The sequence below is a fragment of the Limnospira sp. genome, assembly GCF_051859755.1.
GTDB lineage: Bacteria > Cyanobacteriota > Cyanobacteriia > Cyanobacteriales > Microcoleaceae > Limnospira > Limnospira fusiformis.
In genome coordinates this window covers 1-25,689 of sequence record NZ_JBIMLI010000012.1, presented here as the reverse complement: position 1 = coordinate 25,689, position 25,689 = coordinate 1, and the positions used below count along the sequence as shown (strand labels likewise).

Genomic DNA, 25,689 nt, shown 5'->3' with positions numbered 1-25,689 from the left:
CTGATTGTTATTTAATTTCTGCTTGTGTTCCCCAAAGTCCTAGATACATTAATTCCCAAAGTGCGATCGACACTTTCGAGGAATTGACGGAAAATTTCCGGATAGGCGCGAACCAAACCAGCGATCGCTTCTCCGTCTCCACTATCAATCACATTGACATATTCCAGACCAACCCGGCGGGGAATTTGGGCAGCTTCCCGCAATACCATCTCGATTTGTTGTAAGTAGAACAGTTCCGAAGCATCCTCGCCCATTTCCTGCCAAACTGCGTTAATCAGGTCGTTTACTTCCGCCGCCGCGCGGGCATTTTCCGCTAAAGCAGCCGCATTACCTCTGGCTTGCAGTTCCCTAGCTTGTCGTTCCGCGTCCGCAGGTAGGACGGTATCAGCTTCGAGTCGTAACCTTTCCAACTCAGCGCGGACAGTTTGCAGGAGTTGTTCAGCCCTAGCGCGGGCTTCTTTACCAGCAGCGATGGTGCGTTCTTCTTCGGACCTAGCTTGCTGTTCAAGTTCGGCGCGAATTTTCCGCAGTTCGTTTTCTTTCTTTTGGACAAAGGTTCTGGCTTGACTTAGGGCGACTTCCGATTGGCGGCGACAGTCGGCTTCTACCTGTTCAGCTTCAGCGACAGCATTAGATTCGGCAATTTCGGCATCTCTGGCAATGAGAGCAATTTGGCGCCGACCGATGGAGTTAAGATAATCGACATCATCAGAGACGCTCTGAATTTTGAGGGTGTCTAATTGTAATCCTAATCTGGCTAAATCCCTGGAAACATCCTCAGCGATATGTTCAGCGAACCGTAGGCGGTCTTCGTTAAGCTGTTCGGGGGTGAGGGTGCTAACAACTCCCCGCAGGTTTCCTTCTAGGGTTTCGCGAGCAACGCGGGAAATTTCGGAGCGATCGCGGTCTAAAAATCTTTCGATCGCATTTCCGACGACTTCAGGATCGTTGGAGATTTTCACATTGGCGATCGCTTGAATATTTAGGGGTGTTCCCCCTTTGGAGTAGGCGTTTTTGACTTCAACGGGAACTGGCATTGTCCGCAAGTCCATGGTTTTGACGGTTTCCAGAATGGGAATACAAATAGCCCGTCCACCAAAAATCACCCGATAACCTACCTCCCGTCCGTCTTTGGTACGGTGTTTGCGACCAGACAAAATCAGGACCTCACTGGGTTTGCAAATCTGCATAAAGACATTGAGAAACCAGATTAAAACCAATACTCCAAAAATTGATAGGGCTATGGGTAGGGCAGTTATAATCTGATCACTTAGCTGATTTGTGTTTCTTCCTTGAGTCGGAATTTGTGCCTGGGCTACCAAGACGACTATTTCTTGGTTCTGTTTGTCTAAAGATGCAACAAATTTCTGATTCATAGTTTTTCCCCCAAAAGGGTTTGAGCAAACATTTAAAAGGTGAAATGTCGGGTCATCCTATCCGCTTACCCTGACGTTGGACTTGTCGATTATGCTTCTGAGACACCGAAGGATGCTTCTGAGACCACCAAAACTTTATTTTTCTCCATTCCTACCACAAAAACGCGATCGCCCTGGGAAAATTCCTGATTTTCTTCAGTAATTGCGCTCAAATACAGCACGGACCCTCCGGCGCTGAGGCGTACTTTTCCACGACTGTCTCTATTAAAGGGAATTTCCACGATGGCGGATAGACCAATGAAATCATGGGATTGAACTAAACTGTTGGCTTGTTGCGATCGCAGAATATCAAAGACCCACACGACAGCAGTTCCGCAGGACACCCCAATAGCGATCGCTGCTGTAGCCACAAAAGCCGGGGTTAAGTCGGGGTTCAAAACTGACATAATTGTTCCGGTCAACCCAAAAAAGCACACCCCAAAAGTCCAGAAGCGCACACTCCCAAAAGGCAGCCTTAACCGGAGAGTTTTTCTTTTGGATCTATGGCTGGGCTGGTTTTCGGTATCATCCCTGCGATGTTCTAATTCTACATCGCTATCAAATTCGCCCTCAAACTCTACACCGTCTAATCCCTCCACAGCGGCTAATATGACACATACTCCACCCACCGTTAGACAGACAATATATAGGGTTATCATAATTTTGTCCCCATTTACCTAAAAATACTTGCTAGGGTCTTAATCTGTCGGTACTACTGCACCATTCCCCAGGGGCAGGTTGTCCCACCGAAGAGCCGACCCGTCCCCTACCATTATAGCTCAATTATCGATGATTAAAGATTGACGCATTACTGAGATCGGGATGGGTTGTTGTAGCCAAATTTCCAGGGCGGCGGCTCCTTGTTGAATCAGCATTTCTAAGCCATCGATCGCCACAGCACCTTGATTTTTAGCCAGTTGTAAAAAGCGGGTAGGGCGGGGAGTGTAAATCAAATCGTAGGCGATCGCCCCAGATTTTAAACCCTCAAAATTTTCGGCATCTACCGGAGAGCGATCGATATGGGGAGACATTCCCACCGGGGTAGTATTTACCAATAAATCTGCTTGTTTAATTAAGGGGTTTAATTCCTGCCAATTGTGAACATTAACCTTAATAGGAAGGGGAGAATGTAGCCAACTTTGCCTAAATTCTTCTAACTTTTGGGGGTTTCTGCCGACGATATGAATTTCTGCCATTCCCAATTCAGCACAACCAGCGACTACGGCCCTAGACGCGCCGCCATTGCCTAAAATTACGGCGATTTTTTCATGCCAATTGGGGAAGTTTAAATCCTTGAGAGGAGCCAAGAAACCCGCTACATCTGTATTAGTACCACTCCAACCTTTATCACTGTACCAAACGGTATTAACTGCCCCTACTGCTGTGGCTAATTTAGACACATTATCTAGTAGGGGAATAATGGCTTGTTTGTGGGGAATGGTGAGATTAAATCCCTGAACACCGATAGCTTGAAAGCCTCGATAAGCTGATGCTAACTGGTCAGGAGCCACTGGAAAGGGTACATAGACATAATCAACGCCGAGATGAGCGATCGCGGCGTTGTGCATAATTGGGGACATAGAATGTTCCACAGGATAGCCAACAATTCCTAATAGTTTGGTTGTGCCTTTAATCATCAAAGTTTACCGGTATTGACATCGGTAACATTTTACGATAAAACTGGTGTACAGCCCTTTCAGTAATCATGTAATACGATTTCAAAGTCCCTCTCCCTGCCTAGGAGAGGGATTTAGGGTGAGGGTAACGTTTTAAGTTACTTGCGAACAAGCTGTATTAATACTAACTAACTATTAAAGGTCAATCAGGTTAAATTGATTGGCTTCGGCGATAACTGGATTAATATCAAACCAATATTCATCCTCATGGCGATATTCAAAGACCCATAAACTGCGTAAGAGGGTTTGATATTCCCTGAGACCCATAATTTTTTTAGTTTGGGCGACCTGACGTAAGAGTTGCCATTCTTCTGATGATATAGCCAACAGTAACTGATGACAACGTTGGCGGATGACATTTTCCAAGATACTCCTGACAATAGGTGGATCTTCTTGTTGTAAACAACTATACAGGAGGGCGAGTAAAGTGCGGACATGACCACCACTCATAATACAGAGGCGATCGAGAGTTTCTGCACTATCAAAAACCTTAGTAATTAAATGAGTATAATTATTGAGGTCAATAGCGGGAAAAGCTCGCACCATGACCATTTTTCGGAGATGTTCAATACCTTCTGGGTATGGTGTACCATCAGGAAATTTAACCGGAACCATGGGTAGTGTTTTAGGTTCACTAGCAAATCGGCTGGTTAGTCGTCCCAAGTCGCTGGAGAAAATTAACCCGATGGGAATAGTATAAACGACATGGCACTGAAGTTGATTGAGTTGGTCGCCGCGATCGATAAATAAATATTCTGGTTGTGGTCGTCCGGTGGCGCTTTTGGAATTCATGATCCGGTCGAGGTTATCAATAATGACGACTAACCCGGCTTTTCCCTGTTGTTTGAGTTGTTGAATGGCTGGAAGTAGTAATTCTTGATTGATGGCTTCCAGGATATTATTAGTGCGCGGTTCGAGGTATTGTCGTAATAGCGATCGCAGGTCGCGGGAGTCTTTGGCTTTAGCGGTGAGTTTACCAATTCCGACGGTGAGGGAAAATTCCCCCGGTTCCGAGAGTCCAGGGATGGCCAGTTCTGCTTTGACATTAATTTGGGTGTTAATGACATCAAGTAAACCCTGAATCAGGTTTTTAAAGCCTGTGGGGTTAAGTTTGATGTTCATTGATTCTACACTTTCGCTGACCTGACGGGCGATCGCCAACAGGATATCAGTAATATCTACATCAGCCATATCTAAGTCTTTAGAGGACTCGAAGTAGACTACATGAAATTCCTGCTGTTCTAATTCGGCTTTCAGGCGCAATAATTCTGTCGATTTTCCCGAGCCGATATGTCCGGTAAACAGTTGACAGGTTGGGCTATCGGGGGAGAGACGGGAAATGGTGCGAGCAATTTGTTCGATGAGTGTACCTCCGCGAACTTGGGAAAAATTGATATAATATTTTCGCTCTTCCGGGTTCCCTACGTCTATGGTTTTGGCGGGGTTACACGCCCGAAAAAATTGGCGTAAATCTAGTTTCATTGTTGTCCACTCAATTTAAAGATTTTGACCCTAGTTGAATTTTCGGGTGTTGATTATACTAATCCGTAGGTTATGGAGAAAATTTACGTTAATTTGATAGAAGTTTACCTAATGTCAATCCTAAGCCGGAAATCGAAACTAATATCAAAGCGGTATAAAATTTGTTGAAGGAAACCAATAATTTTTCCCCGGCTACCATTTGCGCGACTACGCCAAAAATAATGGCAATGGCTCCCCAAGCGCCGACGATCGCATCAAGTCCGGTGTTGGCGATCGCCGCTCTGACTGCCCCAGACCCGGCTCCTGACCACGCTCCTAACCACGCTCCTAATTGAAATCCGAACCAACTACCAACGCCGCCGCGTTTTTTGACTTGAAACATAGCATCAGAAATAATGCCAATTATCCACCCAGTCGAAGAACCAATTATTCCCCCAATTAGAGATCCTAAACCATTCCCGGTTTCAGCCCCGGCTACCCAACCAGCGATCGCTAAAATTCCGGTGAAGCTAAACCCCCAAATAATCGTGCGTGAGTTACTATCGGAACCGATAATTGACCCTAAAGCAGTTCCGGCTATAGCCCAGGCGATCGCGGTAATTAGCCCCCCCGCTTGACTTCCGGCGATCGCTCCCGCTATTCCTCCCGCTATCATCAGAGAAATTAACCAAGGATACTGGGTCTGGGAACCATAACTGGCTTCTAGGGATAGTCCTACCCAAACCAATGGGACTAATAACCACGTCCCTGGGTAAATGTCTAAATATCCTAAAATCCAACCTACTAGGGTATAGCTGAAAAATGCCCCGGTTAACCAACCCCAGGGGATGAGTTCGTCACTGGTTTCGGGTTCGCTAGGATTGACTTTCGGGGGTCTTGGTGGGCGCTGAATAGGTGTGGCGGTTACTGGTGGGGTGGGTGGCGGCGGGGAGATGACTGGGTAAGGGGAGAAGTTGGGATCCCTTAATAGGGTCATGAGGCGATCGTAAGCATAGTTGATCTCTTTGAATTTTTCTGTAGCTTGATACTGAATATGGGAGTCGGCCGGATAGCGATCGGGATGCCATAATAATGCTAGAGTCCGATAAGCCTGTTTGATTTCCTCTAGGGAAGCACCAGGTTTGACGTTCAGAAGTTGGTAGTAGCGATCGATATCGTCCACAGTTAGGGATTTTAGGGCTTCGGTAGTTTATGGAATTATGGCAATATATTAGGACATTCCACTAATTTAGCACTCCCCCAGCCAGACACCCCCATAATGTTGGGTTCATCCCTGTAAGTTTGGCATTTCAGGTCAATCAGGGTTACAATTAACTATCAGATTTTTTCCCTTTGATAACTAACTGCTAGAGTTCCCGTTATGGCTTTTTTTCGTCAATATATCGCGCCACTGTTGGTGGTTATGATTTTTCTGTTGGCTTTGGTCGCCGTTAGTGCGCGTATTTTCCTACCGGGTGATATGCAAGCACCAGCACCTATGGGAGTCATTAACTCTTCAGGGAAGATGGCCCCCATTGTTCATAAATTAATGATCCGTGTCTGAAATTTTGGTCACCGGTTATACTATCCGTTCTGGATCTACTCGCGATCGCTCTTTGTTGGTTAAGTTCATGAATCGCACCTATCGGGAATTGTACCCCGATCAGGATTTCTCTCACCTGGCGAACACTGTAGAACAGTATTTCTCACCCCAAACCCCTCTCTGGTGGGTGGAAATGTCCGGCGGTCCAAACATCACCCCGATCGCCTGTTTATGGATGGGAACTGCTATTAATCAGGTGACAGGCGATCGGATTTCTCATATTTTTCTGGTTTATGTTCACCCAGAACATCGACGACGGGGAATTGGGGCGGCTTTGATGAATTATGGGGAACAATGGACTAAAACCAGAGGCGATCGCCAAATCAGTTTACAGGTTTTTACTAACAATAAACCCGCTCTGAGTTTGTATGAAAAATTGGGCTATCAACCTCAATCTTTGGGTTTAGTTAAGCAGATATAAAGCCGATAAATTATCCTAGAGAAATTAATAAAGGAGTCTGATTAAGCAGTTATGAACCAAGTTAAATTACCTAATTTCTTGATTATTGGTGTAGAAAAGTCTGGCACTACATCCATTTACAATTATCTCAATCAACACCCGGAAGTTTATATGAGTCCGGTTAAGGAAACCAATTTTTTAGAAAGAGAATGGAGTTTAGAGGAAAGCCGTAAACCATCGCGAATTGACACCTTAGATAAATATACGGATTTGTTTAAAAATGTCACGAATGAGAAGGCGATCGGCGAAGTTTCTCCTAACTATTTATTTAAATATAAAACTTCCATCCCGAAGATTTATAAATTATTACCCAATGCTAAGTTAATTGCTATTCTGCGTCATCCGGTTGAACGAGCTTACTCGGACTATTTAATGCACATTAGAGACGTTATTGGCGGCAAGAATGTGCCGAGTTTATCTGCCCAAGCCACTAAAGATCCGATTACATCTTTCACCATCAGAAAAGGTTTATATGCGGAACCTCTGGCTGCTTTTTTTGAGGCATTTGGCAGAGATAATATCAAAGTTTATTTATATGATGATTTACAAGAGTCTGCGACGGCTTTCATGCAGGATATTTATGAGTTTATTGGGGTTGACCCGACATTTATTCCCGATACTTCCAAGCGGGCACAAAAAGCCGCTGTTCCCAAAAACCAGACCGTTAATACTGTCTTAAGAACTCAGAATCTGGTGAGAAAGACCGTGGCATCTATACTGCGTTTATTTCTGTCAGAAGCTACCAGACAAAAAATCCGCGATCGCTTACTGGCTGCGAATTATCAAAGCAAAGCTGCCTTGCCTTTAGCCGAGGAAGAAAGGCAGTTACTACAGGATTTGTATCGAGAAGATATCCTTAAACTTCAAGAACTACTAGAAACAGATTTATCTCATTGGTTAAAGCCTACCATGAAAGCCTGACGCTGTGACCTATTATAAATGATCCATGCTCTAGGGCGGGTGAGGATTAAGGCGGCGCTAACCTTGACCCGGAAAGAAGGGGCAAATGTTCACCCCATGGCCCAGCTACTGTATGATAAACCCCCCACACCCCCGATCGCCAAACTAATTATCAATTTAGTATGGGGGTTATAGAAAACCAATTTTTTGGTAGAATCGAAATTATGGAGGATCAAGATCTGAGTGTAGTTAATTTTGAGCAAACCGCTGATAGTCCCCTAGACCATTGGCAAGAGGAAGAAGCCCCTAAGCCAGATCCAGAGGAAATGTTGCCGTTGCTTGAGTCCCCGGAACCGCAACACCGGATGATTGCGGCGCGGGCTTTTTGTGAACTTCAAGACCAACGGGCGATCGCACCTTTGATAAGTTTACTAGAGGACTCCTGCCCCCTCGTGCGGGTAAGCGTCGCCTATGCTTTGGGGCGTAATCCTAGCCCGGATGCCGTGGAAGCCCTAATTAAACAATATAATTCCGATTGGAATGGTTATGTCCGCAAGGGGTTGGTTTGGGCTTTGGGAAATTGTCGCGATCCGAGGGCTTTAGATACTCTCCTAGAGGCTATTAAAACTGATATTCCCGCCGTGAGACTCTGGGCGGCTAGTTCTTTGGGTCAAATGGCTAAGGTGGGATATGATGGGGTGGTCAAAGCTATTCCCCCCGTGATTGAGGCTTTGCGTGGGGATGAGGTGGCTGCGGTTCGCAGTAACTGCGCTTGGTCTTTGGGACAGTTAAGCCGGGAATTACCTTCTAATGTCGTCTATGCTGGGGCGATCGATGCCTTAATTGAAGCCCTAGAGGAGGATGAGGATTTGAGTGTCCGCGATGATGCTAAGTCTTCTCTGCTACGGGTTGGTGATCCGCGCGGGTTACAAATTATTGAAGAGTTAAAGATTGATGGCTTAATTTAGGTCTTTGGGAATGGCTGATAATTTCCTGGCGGCTTTAATTCTGGCGGGGGGACGTAGTTCTCGCATGGGTCGGGATAAGGCTTTAATTCCCGTGGCGGGGGTTCCCCTACTGCGCCGGGTGGTTGAGGCGGCGGGGAGTTGTTCTCAGCAGGTCTATGTATTAACACCTTGGCCAGAACGTTACCAGGCTGTGGGGGCTAGTTATAATTTGCTGATGGAAACTAACCCCGGTCAGGGTCCAATGGTGGCTTTGGCTACTGGGTTGAGTCAAATTGACTGTCTTTGGCTATTGTTGCTGGCTTGCGATTTACCTCAACTACAACCCGATATTTTGCGAGGCTGGAAGGAGCAGTTAACTGTGGTCCCACCATCCCATTTGGCTATGATTCCCCGTCATGGGTCGCGGTGGGAACCTCTCTGTGGATTCTACCGCCACCAGGCTTTAGAATCTTTACAGGAATTTATGGCAACTGGAGAGCGATCGCTGCAACGGTGGCTAGATCAGGTTCCCGTAACACCCATATCAGTCGTAACTGTAGAATCCCAGATGCTCCTCAATTGTAACACCCCAGAAGATTTGAGGGCGATCGCATCTGAGGGAACATCTGCAGACCTTTGATAATTTCTGATAAGATGACAGATAATCGCTAATACCACTTAAATTAGGCAAGCAGAGTCATATTATGAATGTCCTAATTCCGATCGCACTATTAATCGTCTATGTTGGTGGAGTCTGGAAGTTTTGGTCTGGGTTTGGGCGCACCAACTTTGAAAAGAGTTTTGGAAATCGTGTCTCATTATCATTATTATGGCCGATTTTGTTGATCGCTAATCGTTCCTATCGCCAAAACTTTTCTAAAGCTCTAAAAGGCTCGAAGCGCTAATTTGTATCAGCTATAATGTCTAAAAAACCAGACTCTAACCCTTCCTTGGGATTTTTCGGATTATCAACTGGCGGGACTGCTGACCAGTGGCAGTCCCAAATTACTTCCGTAGCCCGCCGTTTTAACCAGGAATATCAAGGCGAACCTTTTGAACTCCCCGAAGAAGTCGAAAATATGCCGATTTTTCGCGATCGCATTTCGGGAACTCTCCAACAAAAACTCACTTCCCCATTTTGGGAGTTAGCCAAACCTCAGAAAAATCAATATTGTTTAGATATTGGTTGCGGAGTAAGTTTTTTAATTTATCCCTGGCGAGAATGGAATGCTTTATTTCATGGTCAAGAAATTAGTTCCGTGGCTAGAGATGGTTTGAATTCCCGAAGTCCTCAGTTAAATTCTAAGTTATTTAAGGGGGTTGAACTAGCCCCCGCTCACCAGTTACAGTACGAAACTGGAAAGTTTGATTTAGCTATAGCCACTGGCTTTAGTTGTTACTATCCCCAGGAATATTGGCTAGAAGTTATGGCGGAGGTTAAACGAGTCTTAAAACCACAGGGAATTTTGGTATTTGATATCCTCAATGGGGAACTACCCCTAGCAGAAGATTGGGCGATTTTAGAGACTTATTTGGGAACGGAGGTTTATTTAGAATCTCTGGAAAATTGGGAAAGTTTGATTAAAAAAGCTGGGGCTAAGATTCTCAAAAAACAGTCGGGGGAATTGTGGGAAATGTATAGGGTCAGATTTTAGTTATTCCGTAAGTTAGTGGCTGCTATGCCATCACTAAGTTAACAGATTTGCCCAAATTGGGGGATAAGGGGTTTTGGGGTGATTGACCTCTGCGGCGATCGCTCAGTTTGTAAAGAAATATGACGATTGCGTAAAACCTGCGAAATTTGTCGATAACTCCATAGAACATTCGAGCAAAGGTGAGCAATGGTCTATTCCAGTTGGCGCGCGCGACCACATCTCCCAGGTGACCAGGAGATGAAAACCATCAGCCACAGGACGATTTTGGGTCTGATACTATCGGCGATCGCATTTTCGGCGATCGTCAAAAGTGGCGAATATCTCCTCTGTGAAAATTCCCCCGCTTCTGATGATTCACCTCCCCTCGGTCAGTTGTGTGATCAATTCACCAAACTTGGCGATCTGATCGGGGAGGTTTTTCTATTCAGCCAAACGCCACGACACAACAGCTTTTTAGATTCGCAGGACCAAGGAAACAATTATTTTATTTGAGGGTTTGAATGGTGTTTAAAGAGCAATATGCACTACAACCAGGGGGACCCGAAAGATTGGTTGTTTCCTGGGAGAAGGGATGGCAAAATTTTACCATTTATTTAGATGGACGGGAACTCGGTAAATTTGTCAATCCTCAAGCTATCAAAGACGGACAATGCTTTGATTTGAAAGACGGCACGCAAATTAAAGTTAAGCTGATTCGTGACTTTATTTTTTGGTATTTACAAATTCTGTGGCGCGATCGACCGGTTCCCGGTTCCGAAACCGATCCTGAAACTCAACTCAAAAAGGCTTATAACATCTTTACGAACATCTGGAAAATTGGGGCTGGTATTGTTGGCTTAGTATTCCTTCTGTCTTTATTCGCCATCAATGAGGTAGGTGCTGGGGTAATTCTTCTGCCTTTATTTTTACTATCGAATATATCACCATATTTTCTAACTGCTTATTTTCTGAAACGGAAAGCAAAACTAGCAGCTTATTTCGCCATCTGGTTTGTGTTTGTCTTATATATTTATGCTTGGCTCGCATTTTGGATGTCAGTATTGATGAGCATTTTCTGGGTATTAGCGAGTTTAATGAATGGATTCGGGACTTTTATAGCTGTAATCATATCAGTTTCACTATTAAATATATTTTTACGTTGGGTATTGCATTTATTTTATACTGCCTTCAAAAGGGTATGGGCTGCGCCGTTCGCCATTTATCAACTCGATGAAAAATGGGGATTAAATTCTGGGGTTCATCCTAATTACCAATATCAAGATAATGTCAATAATCCCATTCCCATTCAATCAAATTCGGCTATTTTGACCAATCTTTCCAATCTTACAAATAGACCACCTGCACCACCACCTGCACCACCTGCACCTGCACCACCACCTGCACCACCACCACCGAAACCACCAAAACCACCAAAACCGATGACTCCCCCTATACCGAGGAGGGTAAATAATGCAGCGATCGCCAAAATGCAAACCTTGAATCCAGAGGGTTATAAACTTTATCAAAAAGCCGAACAATCCCAAGATCCTCACATCTTTTTTCAAGCCGGAGAAATGTACGATCGCAGCTATAGTTCATTCTGGGGAGATGGCATTTTTTCTGGCAACTATGATCGCCATTTTATCAAAATGTTGGGGATATCAATTGATGTGGTGGGAATGGAAACCGCCAAACAGGAAGCCACAACGATTATCAAAAATTCCCGCGATTCTTTAGTGATTAGTTGCTTGTGTTATCTGAAAGCCATAAAACTCGATTCTAATCACTACTGGTCAACCTTAAAATTAGCAACAGCCCTGACAGCAGCATTACAAATTGAGGCATCGCTAACCTATTGGCGACAAGCCTTAAATCTTGAAAAACAGGACACTTTATCAGCCCTAACTGCGGACTCGATGGGATTTGATAATCGTTCGACTGCCGCCAAAGAAGTGATGTATAAGTTAGGACTAGGCAGCAACCCGCAAGACTTCGACTCCCATTTTCTCAAACAGCAGGCGATCGCCAAAAAACTGCTCTGTGATCACCCTTACTTGAGCGACAATATTCCTAAATTAAGAACTGGATAAATCATGATAGTTAAGATTTGTTAAAATTTTCGGATAAAACTTGCCAAAATAGCGGAAGACAATTAAAGTATAAATAATCAAGGTTAAATTAATCATGGGAAATATAGTTGGGATAGATTTGGGGACTACCAATTCAGTAGCAGCTTTTAAGTGGGCTGAGGTCAATGTAGTGACTGCTGCTGAGAACTCACCGCCCGATCGCAAATTAACCCGGTCAGTGGTGGCGGCGGATCGCAATGGGTTAATCGTGGGTGAACAAGCCTATCGCCAACTGGGCGATGGAGATACCGAAAATGTGATAATTTCCATCAAGCGACTAATCGGAAGAGGCTTTAATGATCCGGTTGTGCAACAACAATTATCTCGCTTCAATTATAAGATTGATAAATCCAGCCAAGGGACGGAAAATAGCCTATCGGTTTGGTTGGGGGGACGGGAATATCTACCGGAAGATATATCGGCGGAAATTCTTAAAAAAGTTGTCAGTAATGCCCAAACTTATCAGGAGCGATCGGGGCAAACTAGCCGCATTACAGAAGCTGTAATTACCGTTCCCGCTTATTTCAATGATAAGCAGCGATACGCCACGGAAATCGCCACGCAAAAAGCCGGATTAAAACTCCGGGAACTTCTCCCAGAACCGACAGCAGCAGCTATTTCCTATGGTTATCGTCCGGACTCAGATGAGGTGAGTACCATCTTAGTTTATGACTTTGGTGGGGGTACTTTGGACTGTTCGATTATTACTTCGGTTGGTAATCAATTTATTGAGTCAGCCAAATCGGGGGATTTGTGGTTAGGTGGGGACGATTTTGATAACTGTATTGTGGAATTTGCCAAACAGGAAATCGCCCGGATTGAAAACCTCGATAATGTCGATCGCTTAATTAAAAAAATGCCGCATTATCAACGAGTGCGGCTGCTGGCGGAATTGAAAATTCAGGCGGAACAGGCGAAAATTAGACTGAGTACCCAAGGTGCAGCGGAAATTATTACCTCGGCACATTTAATTGATGAAATGGGAATGGCAATTCCGATTCAAGTTACCATCAGTCGCCAAGAGTTTGAAAAACGCATCGAACCGTTAATCGATCGCTCAGTAAAAATTGCTCAGGACGCGATTAAATATTCAGATTATCCCCTCGATCAAATTGATGCAATTCTGTTAGTTGGCGGTTCCGCGCAGGTGCCGATCGTGCAACAAAAAATCCGCCAAGCCTTCCCCCAACATCAAGTTGTGGTTCACGATCGCCCCATGTATGCGGTGGCGGAAGGGGCGGCGATCGTGGCGGCGGGACTTACGGAAAAAGTCACGACTGTTTCCCGTGATTATTGCATTGAATTGGTGGATGAGCCGCGATTTGTAATCATTAGTCAGGGCGATATTCTTCCGGTGCAAAAGTTCCATACTTTTAAAACTGAAGCGGACGGACAATCGCTAATTCACTTTAAATTTTTTAGCCCAGATCGCGTCCGCCAGGAACTCGAACGCCGATTTCAAGACGAGCGGATCGGGGATATGTGGTTAGCGCTCGATCGCCCCTATCCAAAAGGTACGGAAATTTTAGTGACGGTGGAACTTGACGAGGAAAATAACTCGCTGCAAATGACGGCGGCTCTCAAAAACAATCCCCAGGTTAAAGTTAGTTGTTCATTCTCGCGGGGGGGAGTTAATGAGGAGATTTCTCGCCAGGTTGAGGAACGAATTAAACAACTGAATGCGGCGGGTAACTTAACGGAAATCGGTGTGAAACGTGCTAATGAAATCGCCGGGGAAGTGGTGCGATCGGCTAACCAAATTTATTATAATGGTCAAGTGCAGCGCGATCGCCTTAACCAAGCTGAAAGCAAACTCAAGGAATTAGAAGAATTTGCTAATGATGAGTTAGATATTGCCAAGATTTTCATAATGCGATTTGAATTAGCGCTGGAAGTGTGCGATCAGCTAATCCATGAAGATCAAAAATATCGGTTGCGGAATTTAGTAGATCAACTGCAACAAGCCTTGAATAGCAAGAATATTGCCAGCTTGCAAAAATTAATAGAAGATAGCAAACGAGAGTTTGATAACCTTCCCGATAGCGTCAAACTGATTGTGGTAATTCGGGAGGAGATCGGCCGCATTCACCATCTTAACCCCAGTCAAGCGGGAGGTATGGAGGTCAAATTTAATCAATTGTTGAACGCATTACAGCAAGGAAATGGCAGCCAAGCTAATAGCCTGCTGCAAGAACTCCAGGCTGAGATTATTCCCTATTTAGATCGGGAATTACCCACAGGAACTATTGCTACAGGATTGACACGATGACGATTAAACTCACCTGTCCGGTGTGCGGTCGCGCCGAAATTGAGGGCAATATTTGCCCCAACTGCGAAACTGATCTCACCCTCATTCGGCAACTGCAAGAACTCCCCCAATTGGCGGTTGAACCTGCGGTTATTGCCGCCCCTAAATCCTCTCAAAATATCCAACAGTTGTTGTTGGTAATGGGCATCATAATTTTACTTTTGGGAATTGCCTTGGGAAGATTTATCAGGGGTGAATCTGATGTGCAAACTGCCTCGGTTTATCCTACAGAAGTTATAGAAACTGCTCGATTTCTTCCCTCCCTGAATAAACCGAAAATCGATAAAAATAGCCCGGCATCCTGTGGGGGATTTTACTACTCGGTTCAACGGGGAGATTCCCTGTCGAGAATTGCGCGCAAGTTTTATGGGGAGGGGTCGCGCTGGCCACAATTAATCGAAACGAACCCGAATTTAAAAGGTAGAGAAAATCAGATCGAAGTTGGGGAAGTGATTTTGATCCAAAACTTACCAGAATACTGCCTATGAATGCAATTATTAATTGGGTTGATGCTCTGACATACGCACTGTTTAAGGTAGAAATTGTTGATTTCTTTAAGAAAGTTTCTGTTACTAAGCAGGACATCAAAACCGCCCACAAACTTGCTGCCAAAAAAAAGCTAATTGAGGCTACTAAAAAGGGGCAATCTACTCTTAGCAAATGGTCAAATTCCCCGGCTTTGGTTGAGCAAAAACTGCGACAGCTATTGATGGGAAATTTGTTAACTGATTTTAAGTCAGAGATTAATTCGTGGAAACAGAAAATCAAATTTGCTAAAAGCATGATCGCTTCGGCTCAGGCTTTAGAAAAATCTGATGCTGGCGATCCGCTGGATACGACAAATTTATCAAAGGCTTTGTCAACATATAAAAAATGTCGAACAATTATTGATATAAGTCTTGTCAATCAGGCGATCGCTCGCTGTGAACACAAAATGATGAAATATAATCAATTTAGGACATTATTTACAGAAGGTCAAAAATATTGCCAAGAAAAAGATTATAAAAAAGGGAAACTGAGTTTTGAGCGAGCGAAAACATTATTTCCCATTCCACTGCTAGAAGAAGCGATCGCCGATTGTTCAGGATATATTCAGGGACAAAATCAGTATGAATTAGCATTAGAAAAAGCGGTAAATTTAGCGAAAAATGGTGAATTTAAGGCCGCCCTAAATGTGATTAATTTAGCCTTAGATAAGTTCGAGCGCGAAGATGGTCAAACATTGCGGGGGACACTAAACCGGGTGATGCAAGGAAAAGACTATTATAGTCAAGGACTTGGGGCGGAAAAGTCGGGAAATTTAGGACAGGCTATATCATTTTACCAAAAATCATATCAGTTACTCCCGGAATTAACAGAAACCCAAATTCGCTTGGCAATTGTTTCCCTAAAAACAGCAAATTGGCAACAGGCGATCGCACATTTGCAGGGACATTCAGGAGAAAAAATTAAATATCTGCGTGGTTTTGCTTACCTCCAACAGGGTGATTTTCAACAGGCTGAAGTGGAATGGCGATCGCTATCCCATCCCCAAGTTAAAAGTCAATTGGAAATTGTCCGCACATTAAGGGGGCGCGATCGCTTAAAATTGATGTTGTCTATTCAACAGTTGGTTGATGATAATAACCTGGACAATGCTGGTGCTATGAGCCGTCAATTTTTACATAGTTACGGCTCAGATACGGTGGTTGAAGCTAATCTCAATAACCATATTTTGCCGCGCCTAGAAGCTAAAATTTGGGAGGGTCAAGATTGGCCAAAAATTGCCCAAATCACGGAACAAGTTTGGCTAAAAAACGGAGATTGTAAATCTCTGCATAATTGGGCGATCGCTACCTATTATAATGCTCAAATTAACAGCCACACCCGCCGGGATTGGGTGGTGGCTGCTACCACGGCTTTAGCGAATTTAGAGCGCGATCCGGCTTGGCAAAATATTCCTTGGCTGCCGAAAATTTCCATTGATATTGAGGAAATTTTTAGTCATTTTCTGGCTACCCTAGAAACGGCGATCGATAGCTTAAAAGACGATAACTTAGCCGAGTATCTGAAACTGCGAGATCAATTTCGTCTGGATGCGATCGCCCTGAAATTAGTTAAAAAGTTCCCCCATCAAGCAGCCCAAATTAATCACCTAATTTTATTGCCGGGATGTTACCATCGCTATCGACATCAATTTAGCAATATTAAGATTCCTCAAACTTCCAATTCTGCATCAACAGAAACCAATATTTTGCCCGCGCTTTATACCTCCTGGGGTTTGGCTGTGGCGGCGGCATTTGACGGAGATGGAGAACGCGCTATCCAACTTAAACCTTCTCAGAGTTATCAATTTAACTCTTCTCAAAAAAACGAATATTTTGCCCAAAAATTTGTAGCTTACTCCGAGGGAATTCACTATCTGCAAAAACAACGCTGGCGAGAGTCAATCGCGGCTTTAAATGCTCTCAAAAATGAATGGCGATCGCACCCAGAATGGCATCGAGAACTTGAGCGCTTATGTGAGTCTCAGCGTCAGGCGTTAAACAGTTTATCAGACCATCTGGCTTTTAGCGATTTTTGGTATCAACTATTGGGAACTGAAGCCTCCTGTAGCTATTGGGTTGAATCTCGTATTCAAGAAATTTGCGAAAATTTACAGCATCATAAAATTGATAAAAATCGAGCTTTATCTCAGCTTCGAGAACTGCAAAAAACCGATAGTAAAAACCCCCGTTTAATTTATGTCATTGAAACCTTAGAATTTGAGATTGAGGTTAATGAAATTATTGGTTTGATGCCATCTAATTTAAATGATGCGGTACGTCGCGCCAAAAACTGCCATAATCAGAAAGTGAAGCGACATATTGCTGCTATGTTAATAGAAATTTTAATTGCGGGAGTTAATGAAGGTAAAATGAACGGGGAAACTGCCGTACAATTTGCCCGTTGGGCGCATCAAATTTGCCCCAATGACCCCGAATTTGTGGATATTTATCGTCAATGTGGAATTTATTAAATTATGTCAAATCAACTACCCAATCCTAACCCTTATCAGGTTTTAGAGGTTTCTCCTTCGGCATCTAAGGCTGAAATTACCAAGGCTTTTGCGATGGCAATGAAGCGGAAAAAATACTCCCCCGATTTAATTGCTAGGGCGAGAAAAGCCTTGATGGATGACAAAGAACGTTTAATTGCTGATTATTTGCATCCGGTTTTACCACCCATTCAGCGGTTTAAGCGACAGGATTTCTCGGAACTTGAAAAACCGATTCCAGTTTTCGAGATGATTTCCGAATTTGATGATCTATCGTCAGCCATTGGCGCGGAAAAATCCGGCGAGGTGGCTCAACAATTAGGACAAAAAATCTTTATTCAATTTTTGAGTATTTAAGATTATGAATCATGCAAGCAAACTCGAAATTCCTGCCGAACTTCGTGACGAGATTCAACAAAAAATAGGGCAGCTTCTCCAAGAAAAAACTTTAATGCAACAAGCATTAATGGGTAAAGAACAGGAAGAATTTGCCCGGCTAGAAATGCTTTTTTTAGAACTACTAGAGGTTGTGGATTCTCTCGATTTTTTGATGGAATATTTGCACAATAACCCCCAACCCGATCCCAAAGCGATCGCCCGTTTTCCCCAATTAATCGGCAGCATTCATAAAAAATTACTCAATACCCTGGAAAAACGAGAGGTGCTCACTATTGATTTTCAGGGCGAAAAACCGGATTTTGATGTGTGTAAAATTATCGATCGCGAAGTTAATCCCGACCTCGAAAATGAAACGATCACCAAAATTGTCCGGCGAGGATTTCAATATGGCGATCGCCTTTTGCGTCCGGTGGAAGTGATTGTTTCCAAGTCCGAATAATACTGGCTGGTTGAGTGGGAATTTTAATTAATGTCTAAAACTCGCACTAAAAAAGCAAACTGATCAGCAATTTCTTCGATGATTTTAGCCATCGGTTTTCCCGCCCCATGTCCGGCTTTAGTTTCAATCCGAATTAACACAGGGTTGTCGCCACTGTGGGCGGCTTGTAAGGCTGAGATAAACTTAAAACTGTGGGCGGGAACTACGCGATCGTCATGGTCTCCCGTGGTGATTAAAGTAGCAGGATAGGCTGTTCCTGGCTGTAAATTATGCAGGGGAGAATAACGATAAAGAACTTGGAATTCTTCCTCATTTTCAGGGGAACCATATTCAGAAGTCCAAGCCCAGCCAATGGTAAACTTATGGAAGCGTAACATATCCATTACCGCCACTGCTGGTAGTGCCGCCCCAAACAATTCTGGGCGTTGGGTCATACAAGCACCCACTAATAAACCGCCATTACTACCACCAGATATAGCTAGTTTATTTACCTGGGTATAATTGTGGTGAATTAACCATTCAGCCGCTGCTATAAAGTCATCAAAAACATTTTGTTTTTTCAGTTTCATTCCGGCTTGATGCCATTGTTGACCATACTCGCCACCCCCCCGCAGGTTAGCCACAGCATACAGGCCTCCCATTTCCATCCATACTAAACGACTTACCGAAAAATTGGGGGTTAAGGAGATAGAAAAACCACCATATCCATAAAGAATTGTCGGGTTATTGCCGTCCAATTTTAAGCCCTTTTTATGGGTGATAAACATGGGAACCATTGCGCCATCAGGACTGCTATAAAAAACCTGATTGGTCTGGTAATCTTCCGGGTTAAAATCGACAGTTGGCTGTCGATAAAGTTGACTTTCTCCTGTGACTATATTATACTTATAAATGGTGGGAGGAGTCGTGAAACTGGTAAAAGAATAAAAGGTTTCTGTGTCCTCTCGTTTACCATCAAATCCCCCCACTGAACCAATACCCGGCAACTCTACTTCCCGGACTAAGGTTCCATCTAGGTGAAAAATATTCACCTGGGAACGGGCATCTTTGAGGTACAGGGCAACAAACTGATTATTTAGGGTGCTGACTCCTTCCAGGGTTTCTATGGCTTCTGGGATGATTTGATAGCGATTTCCGGTGTTAATATCAATGGCGATAACTCGACCCATTGGGGCATCTAAATCCGTCTTAAACCAAAAGGTTTCTCCTTGGTTATCAATGAAGCTATATTCTGCTTCAAATTCGGATATTAATTCGACTACGGGGCTATCAGGTTTAGTTAAATCGCGATAAAAGACTAGGTTTTTGGGGTCGGTTCCTCGCCATACAGAAATAATCAGATATTGACCATCTTCGGTGACAAATCCATTGAAACCCCATTCTTTTTGATCAGGACGTTCGTAGATTAAAACATCTTCTGATTGAGAGGTTCCTAGGCGATGGTAAAACAGTTTTTGGTAATAGTTAATATCCTCAAATTGAGTTTCTTCGTTTGGTTCATCATAGCGACTATAAAAGAATCCTTGATTGTCATGAGTCCAAGATGCACCGGAAAATTTAATCCACTTGAGATGATCTTCGAGTGGTTTGAGGGTGTTAATATCCATAACTTTCCATTCTTGCCAGTCGGAACCTGATGCGGAAAGACCATAGGCGATTAAATTCCCATCTTCACTAATGGCAATTCCTGATAAGGCAACGGTTCCATCTTCTGACAGTTGGTTTGGGTCTAATAAAACTCTGGGTTCGCCTTCCCATGAGTCCATTACATAGAGAACACTTTGGTTTTGTAAGCCATCATTTTTAAAGTAAAAATAGCGTTGACCTTCTCGAAAAGGGATGCTATATCTTTCATAATTCCATAATTGGGTCAAGCGATCGCTTAATTTTTGGCGGCTGGGAATGGTGGAGAGGTAATCAAATGTTACCTGATTTTGGGCTGTTACCCAAGCCTTGGTTTCGTCAGAGTCCAGATCTTCTAACCACCGATAGGGGTCAGTTACTTGGATGCCATGATATTCGTCTACTTGATCACTTTGGCGGGTATGAGGATAAATCAGGGGTTGATTGAGATCAGACATAACTAATGAATTTTACAACAATATTCTAGTTTAACCTATGATTTCTCTTTTCGGTATAGGTAACTTTTGGACATAACAATATGAGAGATGCTGGGGTAATCATCTACTGTATAATATACTGAGTTGATGGGCTATTGACTAACGGGAATCACCCAAGATTTTTTGAGAGAAGAACCCGCCGGACATTTAATTCTGTTTTCGCCGGTTTCGGGAGGGGCGATCGCATCTGCTCTGGGCGGTTTACGCAACTGATTAGATGAATGATCTACTAGACAAACTCCTCCGAAATTTTGAGTAACATTTTCATCAGTAACTGCCAATAAAGCACTAGCCAAAGAAATGATTAACTCGGAATCATCAGGACATTCAACCACGGGAGAGTTACCCCGTGATAATTGAATCGGCGCTGATAATTTATCCTGACTTTTACACATTCCCGCCACTGTTTGTATGAGGTTATCTCCAGGAATAATAAATACAGCACCAGCAAAATTAGGCAGACGTGAATTGGTAGGTATAGCATCAATTAAAACCAGGTTTTCATTAACATTCATCGCAAAGTTATACCCAGGTCTACCCTCAGATGTTGTGCGATATAAAGCATCTAAATTGTCGGTGAATCGATTGTAATGAAAAAGCTGTTGGCTTTGGTTTTGCAGTAAGTCGGTTAAGACTTCTCTGGCGACTTTTTCATTTTTTCTATCTCGTCTCTCGAGCAATGAGGACCATATCGCAGCTATTATTCCCAAACAACTAATTAGGAAGACCAAGGCAAAAAATGAAAAATAGATGCGCTTAGGATGCCGTTTAATCCAACTTTTAATCATGGCATAAAATTGGGGTAACACTGTCAACTTCAATTATAGCATTAATAGATTGACGATCGCCACTAATTTAAGACCCATGGCGATCGCAGTTGTCACAATGACCACAGCGAAATGATTGTGCTTCTGTCCCCAAGCCAAACGCCTCTAGTATAAATTTCCAGCGACAGTCACGGGTAGCAAAATAGCGAGTCATTTGGCGAATCGCAACTGTGTTAGAATTTTCAGTTAAAGATAGTGATGTATCTTTAATTTGATAATTAAACAAATCAACCCACTCTAATTTTCCCTGAGAATGCAAAAGAGACAAGGCGATCGCACTGTCGGGAAAACGACTGATCACTGTTTCTAAATGGCCTTTTTGGGGAAGTTTTTTAATCAAGGGTTTAGCGGTCATCATTTGTTGGCGAAAATTATCTTGTAAAAACGACAGCCTTTGTCTATCTTCAGGGTACAGCAAGCCCGTCGGTTCACAGAGAATAGTCAAGGCTTCTGCTGGTTTTCCGTCTCGTCCAGCCCTTCCTACTTCTTGGATATATTCTGATAGTAATAGGGGCGGTTGAAACTGAACCACCCACCGGACATTGGGCTTGTTAATTCCCATCCCAAAAGCAGAAGTACACACCACAAATTGCAGCTTGCCTTCTAACCATTGAGATTCAATTTTTCGCCTTTTTTCCGCCGATAGTCCAGCATGATAAGGGGCAGTTTTATAGCCAAATGTCTCCAGCCAGGCTGTCAATTCTTGACTATCTCGACGGGTGCGAACATAAATTAAACCGGTTTGCTTTTGATGTTGTTTCATCAAACTTAGCAAGCATTTTCGCCGTCCCATGGGAGTAAAAACTCGGCGAATTTTAAGGTGTAAATTATCTCGATATGGACTCAGTATAAATTCTTGAGGATCTTGTAACTGTAACACCGTTTTAATAGTGTTTTGGGCAGTGGGGTCAGCGGTAGCGGTAAAGGCAGCGATCGCTATTTTGCTACCTGGTGGTTTATGTTTTAATAAAGTGGGACGCACCGCCCCCAAACGGCGATAATCAGGTCTAAATGTATCCCCCCATTGAACTAAACAGTGAGATTCATCTAAAATCAAACCATTAATAGAAACCTGGGGTTTATTGATTAAATTCCACACAGGTTTACTTAATAAAGTTTCCGGGGATAAATATAGCAATCGTAGGCTGTTGTTTTGCAATTGATGTAAAGTTTGCCGCCGTTGTATGGGGGACATTTGACTATGAATAATACCCGCACTTAAATGGCGATCGTGTAATTCTTTTACCTGATTTTCCATCAAGGCTACCAGCGGCGAAACTATTATGGTTAAGCCATTTTTTAATAACGCTGGCAGTTGAAAACAGATAGATTTACCGCCTCCAGTGGGCAGAACAATCAACGCATCTTGACCCCTGATAATAGCCTCAACAATTTCCTGCTGAGGGGGGCGAAAATCATCATAACCCCAAAAACGTTTTAGGGCGTTTTTTACTTGTTCAGTTGTGTTAGAATCAGAAGGTGGAATCATGGGTTAAATTAGGGGTAAAGCGCGAAAACATAACCAAACTGTTGTCAATTTTAGCTCATCGAAAAATTATCAGTCCCAGATTAGGCAGTCAGCCTAGTTGCCAAAATTGATGATTTCATTTAAGATTACCATTAATCTTGTTCACCAGTAGGGGCAATTCCCAATCCTTAATCAAAATTTGTGATTTCTGCTATGTCACCGACTCGCCAAACCCTAGAATTAAAAACCCTGAAACTTTCCTATTTAGAGTGGAACCCTAACGGTCAACAGCCGTTGTTGCTTCTACATGGACTAGCCGATCATGCCCTAGTTTGGACAAGTTTAGCAGAAGATCTGGGCGATCGCTATCATATCATCGCCCCTGACATGAGAGGTCACGGAGACAGCGACAAACCAGATCACGGTTATACATTCGATGACGCGATCGCCGATCTCGAAGAGTTAATGGATCACCATCACTGGTCAAACGCCCACATTTTAGGTCATTCTTGGACGGGTAAATTACTACCTATTTGGGCAAAAAAACACCCCGAACGTTTCCGCTGTATGATTTTAGTCGATCCTATTTTCATCACTAAAATGCCCGGGCTGCTAAAATTAACCCTTCCCATAGTGTATCGTAAATTAGACTCATTAAAATGTATGGGACCTTTTGAGAGTTTCACCGCCGCCGAAACCCTAGCTAAAGAATTGAGTCAGTTTTCCGGTTGGAGTCCTCAGCAACAGCAAGTTTTTGCCGCCGCCATGGAAGCCAAACCCGATGGAAAATGGGGGAGTAAGTTTAGCATTAGCGCGCGCAATGAAATATTTTTAGAAGTGATGAAAGTTCCGGGATTAACAGAAGCGATCGCCTTACCGACCCTGCTGGTTAAACCGGAAAGGGGAGTTAATCGTATGGAATGGCAATTAAAACCCTATCAAAAGTATCTCACCAATCTAACTATTAAACAAGTGCCGGGAAATCACTGGCCGTTTTTAGTTGCATCAGAATCCTTCAATCAAACCATTTCCGAATTTTTAAATCAGCACAATTAGACCGTGAGGATGTCACCTTGAGCGTAGAAATAATTGCCCATCGAGGATTTTCTAGTATCGCCCCGGAAAATACCTTAACCGCTTTACTCGCCGCCATTTATAATCAGGCAAATTCCATAGAATTTGATGTACAGATTACCGCAGATAGTGTCCCTGTGGTTTTTCATGACAAAAGCCTAAATCGAATTACTGGAACCCCCGGAACTATCCGCGAAAAAACCATTTCCGAACTGAAAGAATTAGACGCTGGGACGTGGTTTGCGGAGTCTTATAGGGGAGAACGTATCCCCACCTTAGAGGAGGCATTAGCTGCCCTAAAATCGATTAAAGGATGGCTGTATTTTGATATTAAACCCCATGCTATATGGTCGGACTTAGAAATCAAAACTCTCCTGGGTCTGATTCAGGAAGCCAATTTGGGCGATCGCACTATTTTAACATCCTTTGACGAAGATTTACTATGGCAATGTCGCCAGTCAGATCCTCAAATAAAACTGGGATATTTTGTAGTGAATGCTTCACAACTACCCCAACAAATTAGCAAAGCAGAAGCCGCCGGTAATGCCATTTTAAGTAGTCAATATCAAGTGATATTAGACCAACCTAGTATAATTCAGGAAACTCGGAATAAAGGAGTTGATATAGTAGTCTGGACTGTAGACAAGATTATAGACTTTGAGAGATTAGTAGATTTAGGAATTGAGCGGATTATAACTAACTGTTTAATCGGTGATAATGTCATCAAAAATATCACTTATTAGTTAGGTTTACTATGTCGATAATCTGTCCTGGCTACGCCTACTTATTCCAGCAGATATAAGCCAAGTTGGGTGATGGTTATTTTTAGTAAGTAACCTAACAAAACTAGGTCATCGGGTAGCTTCTTACTTAGTCATTCCCTCATCATCATTGGGGCAGTTTTTGAGGTCAATATGCTGGTCATAATCCCCTACAGCGTCTGATTTCAGCCACCTAATGGTCGATTTGACTAGGTTAAGCCGACCACATAGAGCAGGCGATCGCCTCAAGTTTAGTTAGTTGGTCTGTACCAACTTTCCACAGTCAAATCCCGCACCGTTTGGATTCGTTGAAAGTCACTATCTGCTGAAACTAAAATCAGATTGTGTTGCCATGCAATTGAAGCAATCCATAGGTCATTATCATCAAAACCAATATCTCTAATTTTAGTTTTTCGTCTTTGGCTTTTTTCTTTCGGAGCAAACTGATCGAACAACGCTGCTTTAATTTGCCCATAAATAACCGCTGTCGTTTCATCAGTCAGATCAATCCGCAAGTATTGTAGAAAATCATTGACATTAGCTAAGTTTTGTGTCTTTTGTGCCGACTTTTCAGCCATCAAAATAAGTTCCCCCTGAACTATCACACAAGTAGCCAAGTTTTCTGTACCGATCGCCAGCGCTTTTTCCCATACGGTCGCTTCTTTTTTGATTAGATAACTACAATGATTCGTGTCTAGTAAATACATACTTTAAAATGGCTGATGGTTGGATAAATTGACCTGGCTACGGCTATCTAAAACCAGTCGCAGACATTCTTCAAAATCATCTCCTACCCATTCTCCTTGGTAATCTACTAGAGATTTTCCGGACGCTTGACGATAAGGTAATTGAGACAGTTTGTTAGATGTTTCTGATGCGTCCTTTGTCGTTTTTGCCGTTGATGAATCCGAGGCGCGAGACCTCATAAATAGTAGAAATTCTAAAGCGATCGCTAAAATTTCATCGGGGGTTTGCTCAATTTCTTGATGGAATTGTTCTTGAATCGAAACCTGATTAGCTTCCCGATTCGATTCAGGATTGTTGAGAATTTT

At 43.3% G+C, this 25,689-nt stretch carries 26 protein-coding genes; 16 read left to right on the top strand and 10 right to left on the bottom strand.

What is annotated here, in order from left to right; all coding sequences use genetic code 11:
* Nucleotides 1–11: 11 nt before the first annotated feature.
* From ACTIE0_RS03815 to ACTIE0_RS03795, 5 genes are all read right to left on the bottom strand, one after another.
* Nucleotides 12–1,376, bottom strand: coding sequence for a flotillin family protein (locus tag ACTIE0_RS03815; RefSeq protein ID WP_006621925.1), 1,365 nt, complete (start codon nt 1,374–1,376; stop codon nt 12–14).
* Between the two features lie 89 nt (nt 1,377–1,465).
* A complete protein-coding gene (locus ACTIE0_RS03810; RefSeq protein ID WP_006621926.1) occupies nt 1,466–2,074 on the bottom strand; it encodes a hypothetical protein in 609 nt (202 codons plus the stop codon).
* 120 nt (nt 2,075–2,194) lie between these two features.
* On the bottom strand, nt 2,195–3,052 hold the full coding sequence (locus ACTIE0_RS03805) for a shikimate dehydrogenase (protein ID WP_006668889.1): 858 nt from the start codon (nt 3,050–3,052) through the stop codon (nt 2,195–2,197).
* Nucleotides 3,053–3,226: 174 nt separating this feature from the next.
* On the bottom strand, nt 3,227–4,573 hold the full coding sequence (locus tag ACTIE0_RS03800; protein ID WP_006621928.1) for an ATP-binding protein: 1,347 nt from the start codon (nt 4,571–4,573) through the stop codon (nt 3,227–3,229).
* Between the two features lie 88 nt (nt 4,574–4,661).
* The gene (locus ACTIE0_RS03795; RefSeq protein WP_006621929.1) at nt 4,662–5,735 is read right to left on the bottom strand and encodes a J domain-containing protein; all 1,074 of its coding nucleotides are present in this window, start codon (nt 5,733–5,735) and stop codon (nt 4,662–4,664) included.
* A gap of 198 nt (nt 5,736–5,933) precedes the next feature.
* Between ACTIE0_RS03795 and ACTIE0_RS03790 the strand changes: the two genes are divergently transcribed.
* From ACTIE0_RS03790 to ACTIE0_RS03725, 14 genes are all read left to right on the top strand, one after another.
* Entirely contained in the window at nt 5,934–6,116 is a 183-nt protein-coding gene (locus ACTIE0_RS03790; RefSeq protein WP_006668890.1) for a hypothetical protein, read from the top strand.
* Nucleotides 6,109–6,576: a GNAT family N-acetyltransferase gene (locus tag ACTIE0_RS03785; protein WP_006668891.1), complete on the top strand. Its 468-nt coding sequence runs from the start codon at nt 6,109–6,111 to the stop codon at nt 6,574–6,576. Before ACTIE0_RS03790 ends, ACTIE0_RS03785 begins: the two co-directional genes overlap by 8 nt.
* 51 nt (nt 6,577–6,627) lie before the next feature.
* The gene (locus tag ACTIE0_RS03780; RefSeq protein ID WP_006668892.1) at nt 6,628–7,536 is read left to right on the top strand and encodes a sulfotransferase family protein; all 909 of its coding nucleotides are present in this window, start codon (nt 6,628–6,630) and stop codon (nt 7,534–7,536) included.
* Between the two features lie 203 nt (nt 7,537–7,739).
* Nucleotides 7,740–8,483 carry a HEAT repeat domain-containing protein gene (locus tag ACTIE0_RS03775; protein ID WP_035759910.1) on the top strand — a complete coding sequence of 248 codons (744 nt, stop codon included), beginning with the start codon at nt 7,740–7,742 and terminating at the stop codon, nt 8,481–8,483.
* A 10-nt stretch (nt 8,484–8,493) separates the two neighbouring features.
* Entirely contained in the window at nt 8,494–9,102 is a 609-nt protein-coding gene (locus ACTIE0_RS03770; protein ID WP_006668894.1) for a molybdenum cofactor guanylyltransferase, read from the top strand.
* Between the two features lie 64 nt (nt 9,103–9,166).
* Nucleotides 9,167–9,367 carry a hypothetical protein gene (locus tag ACTIE0_RS03765; RefSeq protein ID WP_006668895.1) on the top strand — a complete coding sequence of 67 codons (201 nt, stop codon included), beginning with the start codon at nt 9,167–9,169 and terminating at the stop codon, nt 9,365–9,367.
* Between the two features lie 15 nt (nt 9,368–9,382).
* On the top strand, nt 9,383–10,117 hold the full coding sequence (locus ACTIE0_RS03760) for a class I SAM-dependent methyltransferase (RefSeq protein ID WP_006668896.1): 735 nt from the start codon (nt 9,383–9,385) through the stop codon (nt 10,115–10,117).
* A gap of 237 nt (nt 10,118–10,354) precedes the next feature.
* The gene (locus tag ACTIE0_RS03755) at nt 10,355–10,609 is read left to right on the top strand and encodes a hypothetical protein (RefSeq protein ID WP_006621936.1); all 255 of its coding nucleotides are present in this window, start codon (nt 10,355–10,357) and stop codon (nt 10,607–10,609) included.
* A gap of 8 nt (nt 10,610–10,617) precedes the next feature.
* Nucleotides 10,618–12,186 carry a hypothetical protein gene (locus tag ACTIE0_RS03750; RefSeq protein WP_006621937.1) on the top strand — a complete coding sequence of 523 codons (1,569 nt, stop codon included), beginning with the start codon at nt 10,618–10,620 and terminating at the stop codon, nt 12,184–12,186.
* A gap of 94 nt (nt 12,187–12,280) precedes the next feature.
* Nucleotides 12,281–14,494: an Hsp70 family protein gene (locus ACTIE0_RS03745; protein ID WP_006668897.1), complete on the top strand. Its 2,214-nt coding sequence runs from the start codon at nt 12,281–12,283 to the stop codon at nt 14,492–14,494.
* Nucleotides 14,491–15,021 (top strand): LysM peptidoglycan-binding domain-containing protein, encoded by a 531-nt coding sequence (locus tag ACTIE0_RS03740; protein WP_006621941.1) that lies wholly within the window; start codon nt 14,491–14,493, stop codon nt 15,019–15,021. Before ACTIE0_RS03745 ends, ACTIE0_RS03740 begins: the two co-directional genes overlap by 4 nt.
* Entirely contained in the window at nt 15,018–17,531 is a 2,514-nt protein-coding gene (locus ACTIE0_RS03735) for a tetratricopeptide repeat protein (protein WP_006668898.1), read from the top strand. The genes ACTIE0_RS03740 and ACTIE0_RS03735 overlap by 4 nt, the downstream gene beginning before the upstream one ends.
* A 3-nt stretch (nt 17,532–17,534) precedes the next feature.
* Nucleotides 17,535–17,906, top strand: coding sequence for a J domain-containing protein (locus ACTIE0_RS03730; protein ID WP_006621943.1), 372 nt, complete (start codon nt 17,535–17,537; stop codon nt 17,904–17,906).
* A gap of 4 nt (nt 17,907–17,910) precedes the next feature.
* Entirely contained in the window at nt 17,911–18,387 is a 477-nt protein-coding gene (locus ACTIE0_RS03725) for a nucleotide exchange factor GrpE (RefSeq protein WP_006621944.1), read from the top strand.
* Nucleotides 18,388–18,410: 23 nt separating this feature from the next.
* Here ACTIE0_RS03725 and ACTIE0_RS03720 read toward each other — a convergent pair whose 3' ends face one another.
* The 3 genes from ACTIE0_RS03720 to ACTIE0_RS03710 form a co-directional block, all read right to left on the bottom strand.
* Nucleotides 18,411–20,468, bottom strand: coding sequence for a prolyl oligopeptidase family serine peptidase (locus tag ACTIE0_RS03720; RefSeq protein ID WP_006668899.1), 2,058 nt, complete (start codon nt 20,466–20,468; stop codon nt 18,411–18,413).
* 131 nt (nt 20,469–20,599) lie between these two features.
* Nucleotides 20,600–21,295: a type IV pilin-like G/H family protein gene (locus tag ACTIE0_RS03715; protein ID WP_006668900.1), complete on the bottom strand. Its 696-nt coding sequence runs from the start codon at nt 21,293–21,295 to the stop codon at nt 20,600–20,602.
* 67 nt (nt 21,296–21,362) lie between these two features.
* On the bottom strand, nt 21,363–22,823 hold the full coding sequence (locus ACTIE0_RS03710) for a RecQ family ATP-dependent DNA helicase (RefSeq protein ID WP_006621948.1): 1,461 nt from the start codon (nt 22,821–22,823) through the stop codon (nt 21,363–21,365).
* 192 nt (nt 22,824–23,015) lie between these two features.
* On the opposite strand from ACTIE0_RS03710, the gene ACTIE0_RS03705 reads away from it, so the two are divergent.
* Both ACTIE0_RS03705 and ACTIE0_RS03700 read left to right on the top strand, forming a co-directional pair.
* Nucleotides 23,016–23,858, top strand: coding sequence for an alpha/beta fold hydrolase (locus ACTIE0_RS03705; protein WP_006621949.1), 843 nt, complete (start codon nt 23,016–23,018; stop codon nt 23,856–23,858).
* A 17-nt stretch (nt 23,859–23,875) separates the two neighbouring features.
* Nucleotides 23,876–24,619, top strand: coding sequence for a glycerophosphodiester phosphodiesterase (locus ACTIE0_RS03700; RefSeq protein ID WP_006621950.1), 744 nt, complete (start codon nt 23,876–23,878; stop codon nt 24,617–24,619).
* A 269-nt stretch (nt 24,620–24,888) separates the two neighbouring features.
* Here the strand turns inward: ACTIE0_RS03700 and ACTIE0_RS03695 are convergent, their stop codons facing one another.
* Nucleotides 24,889–25,344: a type II toxin-antitoxin system VapC family toxin gene (locus ACTIE0_RS03695; protein WP_006668901.1), complete on the bottom strand. Its 456-nt coding sequence runs from the start codon at nt 25,342–25,344 to the stop codon at nt 24,889–24,891.
* 3 nt (nt 25,345–25,347) lie between these two features.
* On the bottom strand, nt 25,348–25,689 hold a 342-nt coding region (locus tag ACTIE0_RS03690), incomplete at its 5' end, for a hypothetical protein (RefSeq protein WP_439516837.1).

What these genes read in the sequence shown, in the direction of transcription:
- ACTIE0_RS03815 (WP_006621925.1), bottom strand. Translation starts at nt 1,376, where the DNA reads ATGAATCAGAAATTTGTTGCATCTTTAGACAAACAGAACCAAGAAATA.
- ACTIE0_RS03810 (WP_006621926.1), bottom strand. Translation starts at nt 2,074, where the DNA reads ATGATAACCCTATATATTGTCTGTCTAACGGTGGGTGGAGTATGTGTC.
- ACTIE0_RS03805 (WP_006668889.1), bottom strand. Translation starts at nt 3,052, where the DNA reads ATGATTAAAGGCACAACCAAACTATTAGGAATTGTTGGCTATCCTGTG.
- ACTIE0_RS03800 (WP_006621928.1), bottom strand. Translation starts at nt 4,573, where the DNA reads ATGAAACTAGATTTACGCCAATTTTTTCGGGCGTGTAACCCCGCCAAA.
- ACTIE0_RS03790 (WP_006668890.1), top strand. Translation starts at nt 5,934, where the DNA reads ATGGCTTTTTTTCGTCAATATATCGCGCCACTGTTGGTGGTTATGATT.
- ACTIE0_RS03780 (WP_006668892.1), top strand. Translation starts at nt 6,628, where the DNA reads ATGAACCAAGTTAAATTACCTAATTTCTTGATTATTGGTGTAGAAAAG.
- ACTIE0_RS03775 (WP_035759910.1), top strand. Translation starts at nt 7,740, where the DNA reads ATGGAGGATCAAGATCTGAGTGTAGTTAATTTTGAGCAAACCGCTGAT.
- ACTIE0_RS03770 (WP_006668894.1), top strand. Translation starts at nt 8,494, where the DNA reads ATGGCTGATAATTTCCTGGCGGCTTTAATTCTGGCGGGGGGACGTAGT.
- ACTIE0_RS03765 (WP_006668895.1), top strand. Translation starts at nt 9,167, where the DNA reads ATGAATGTCCTAATTCCGATCGCACTATTAATCGTCTATGTTGGTGGA.
- ACTIE0_RS03760 (WP_006668896.1), top strand. Translation starts at nt 9,383, where the DNA reads ATGTCTAAAAAACCAGACTCTAACCCTTCCTTGGGATTTTTCGGATTA.
- ACTIE0_RS03755 (WP_006621936.1), top strand. Translation starts at nt 10,355, where the DNA reads ATGAAAACCATCAGCCACAGGACGATTTTGGGTCTGATACTATCGGCG.
- ACTIE0_RS03750 (WP_006621937.1), top strand. Translation starts at nt 10,618, where the DNA reads ATGGTGTTTAAAGAGCAATATGCACTACAACCAGGGGGACCCGAAAGA.
- ACTIE0_RS03745 (WP_006668897.1), top strand. Translation starts at nt 12,281, where the DNA reads ATGGGAAATATAGTTGGGATAGATTTGGGGACTACCAATTCAGTAGCA.
- ACTIE0_RS03740 (WP_006621941.1), top strand. Translation starts at nt 14,491, where the DNA reads ATGACGATTAAACTCACCTGTCCGGTGTGCGGTCGCGCCGAAATTGAG.
- ACTIE0_RS03735 (WP_006668898.1), top strand. Translation starts at nt 15,018, where the DNA reads ATGAATGCAATTATTAATTGGGTTGATGCTCTGACATACGCACTGTTT.
- ACTIE0_RS03730 (WP_006621943.1), top strand. Translation starts at nt 17,535, where the DNA reads ATGTCAAATCAACTACCCAATCCTAACCCTTATCAGGTTTTAGAGGTT.
- ACTIE0_RS03725 (WP_006621944.1), top strand. Translation starts at nt 17,911, where the DNA reads ATGAATCATGCAAGCAAACTCGAAATTCCTGCCGAACTTCGTGACGAG.
- ACTIE0_RS03720 (WP_006668899.1), bottom strand. Translation starts at nt 20,468, where the DNA reads ATGTCTGATCTCAATCAACCCCTGATTTATCCTCATACCCGCCAAAGT.
- ACTIE0_RS03715 (WP_006668900.1), bottom strand. Translation starts at nt 21,295, where the DNA reads ATGATTAAAAGTTGGATTAAACGGCATCCTAAGCGCATCTATTTTTCA.
- ACTIE0_RS03710 (WP_006621948.1), bottom strand. Translation starts at nt 22,823, where the DNA reads ATGATTCCACCTTCTGATTCTAACACAACTGAACAAGTAAAAAACGCC.
- ACTIE0_RS03705 (WP_006621949.1), top strand. Translation starts at nt 23,016, where the DNA reads ATGTCACCGACTCGCCAAACCCTAGAATTAAAAACCCTGAAACTTTCC.
- ACTIE0_RS03695 (WP_006668901.1), bottom strand. Translation starts at nt 25,344, where the DNA reads ATGTATTTACTAGACACGAATCATTGTAGTTATCTAATCAAAAAAGAA.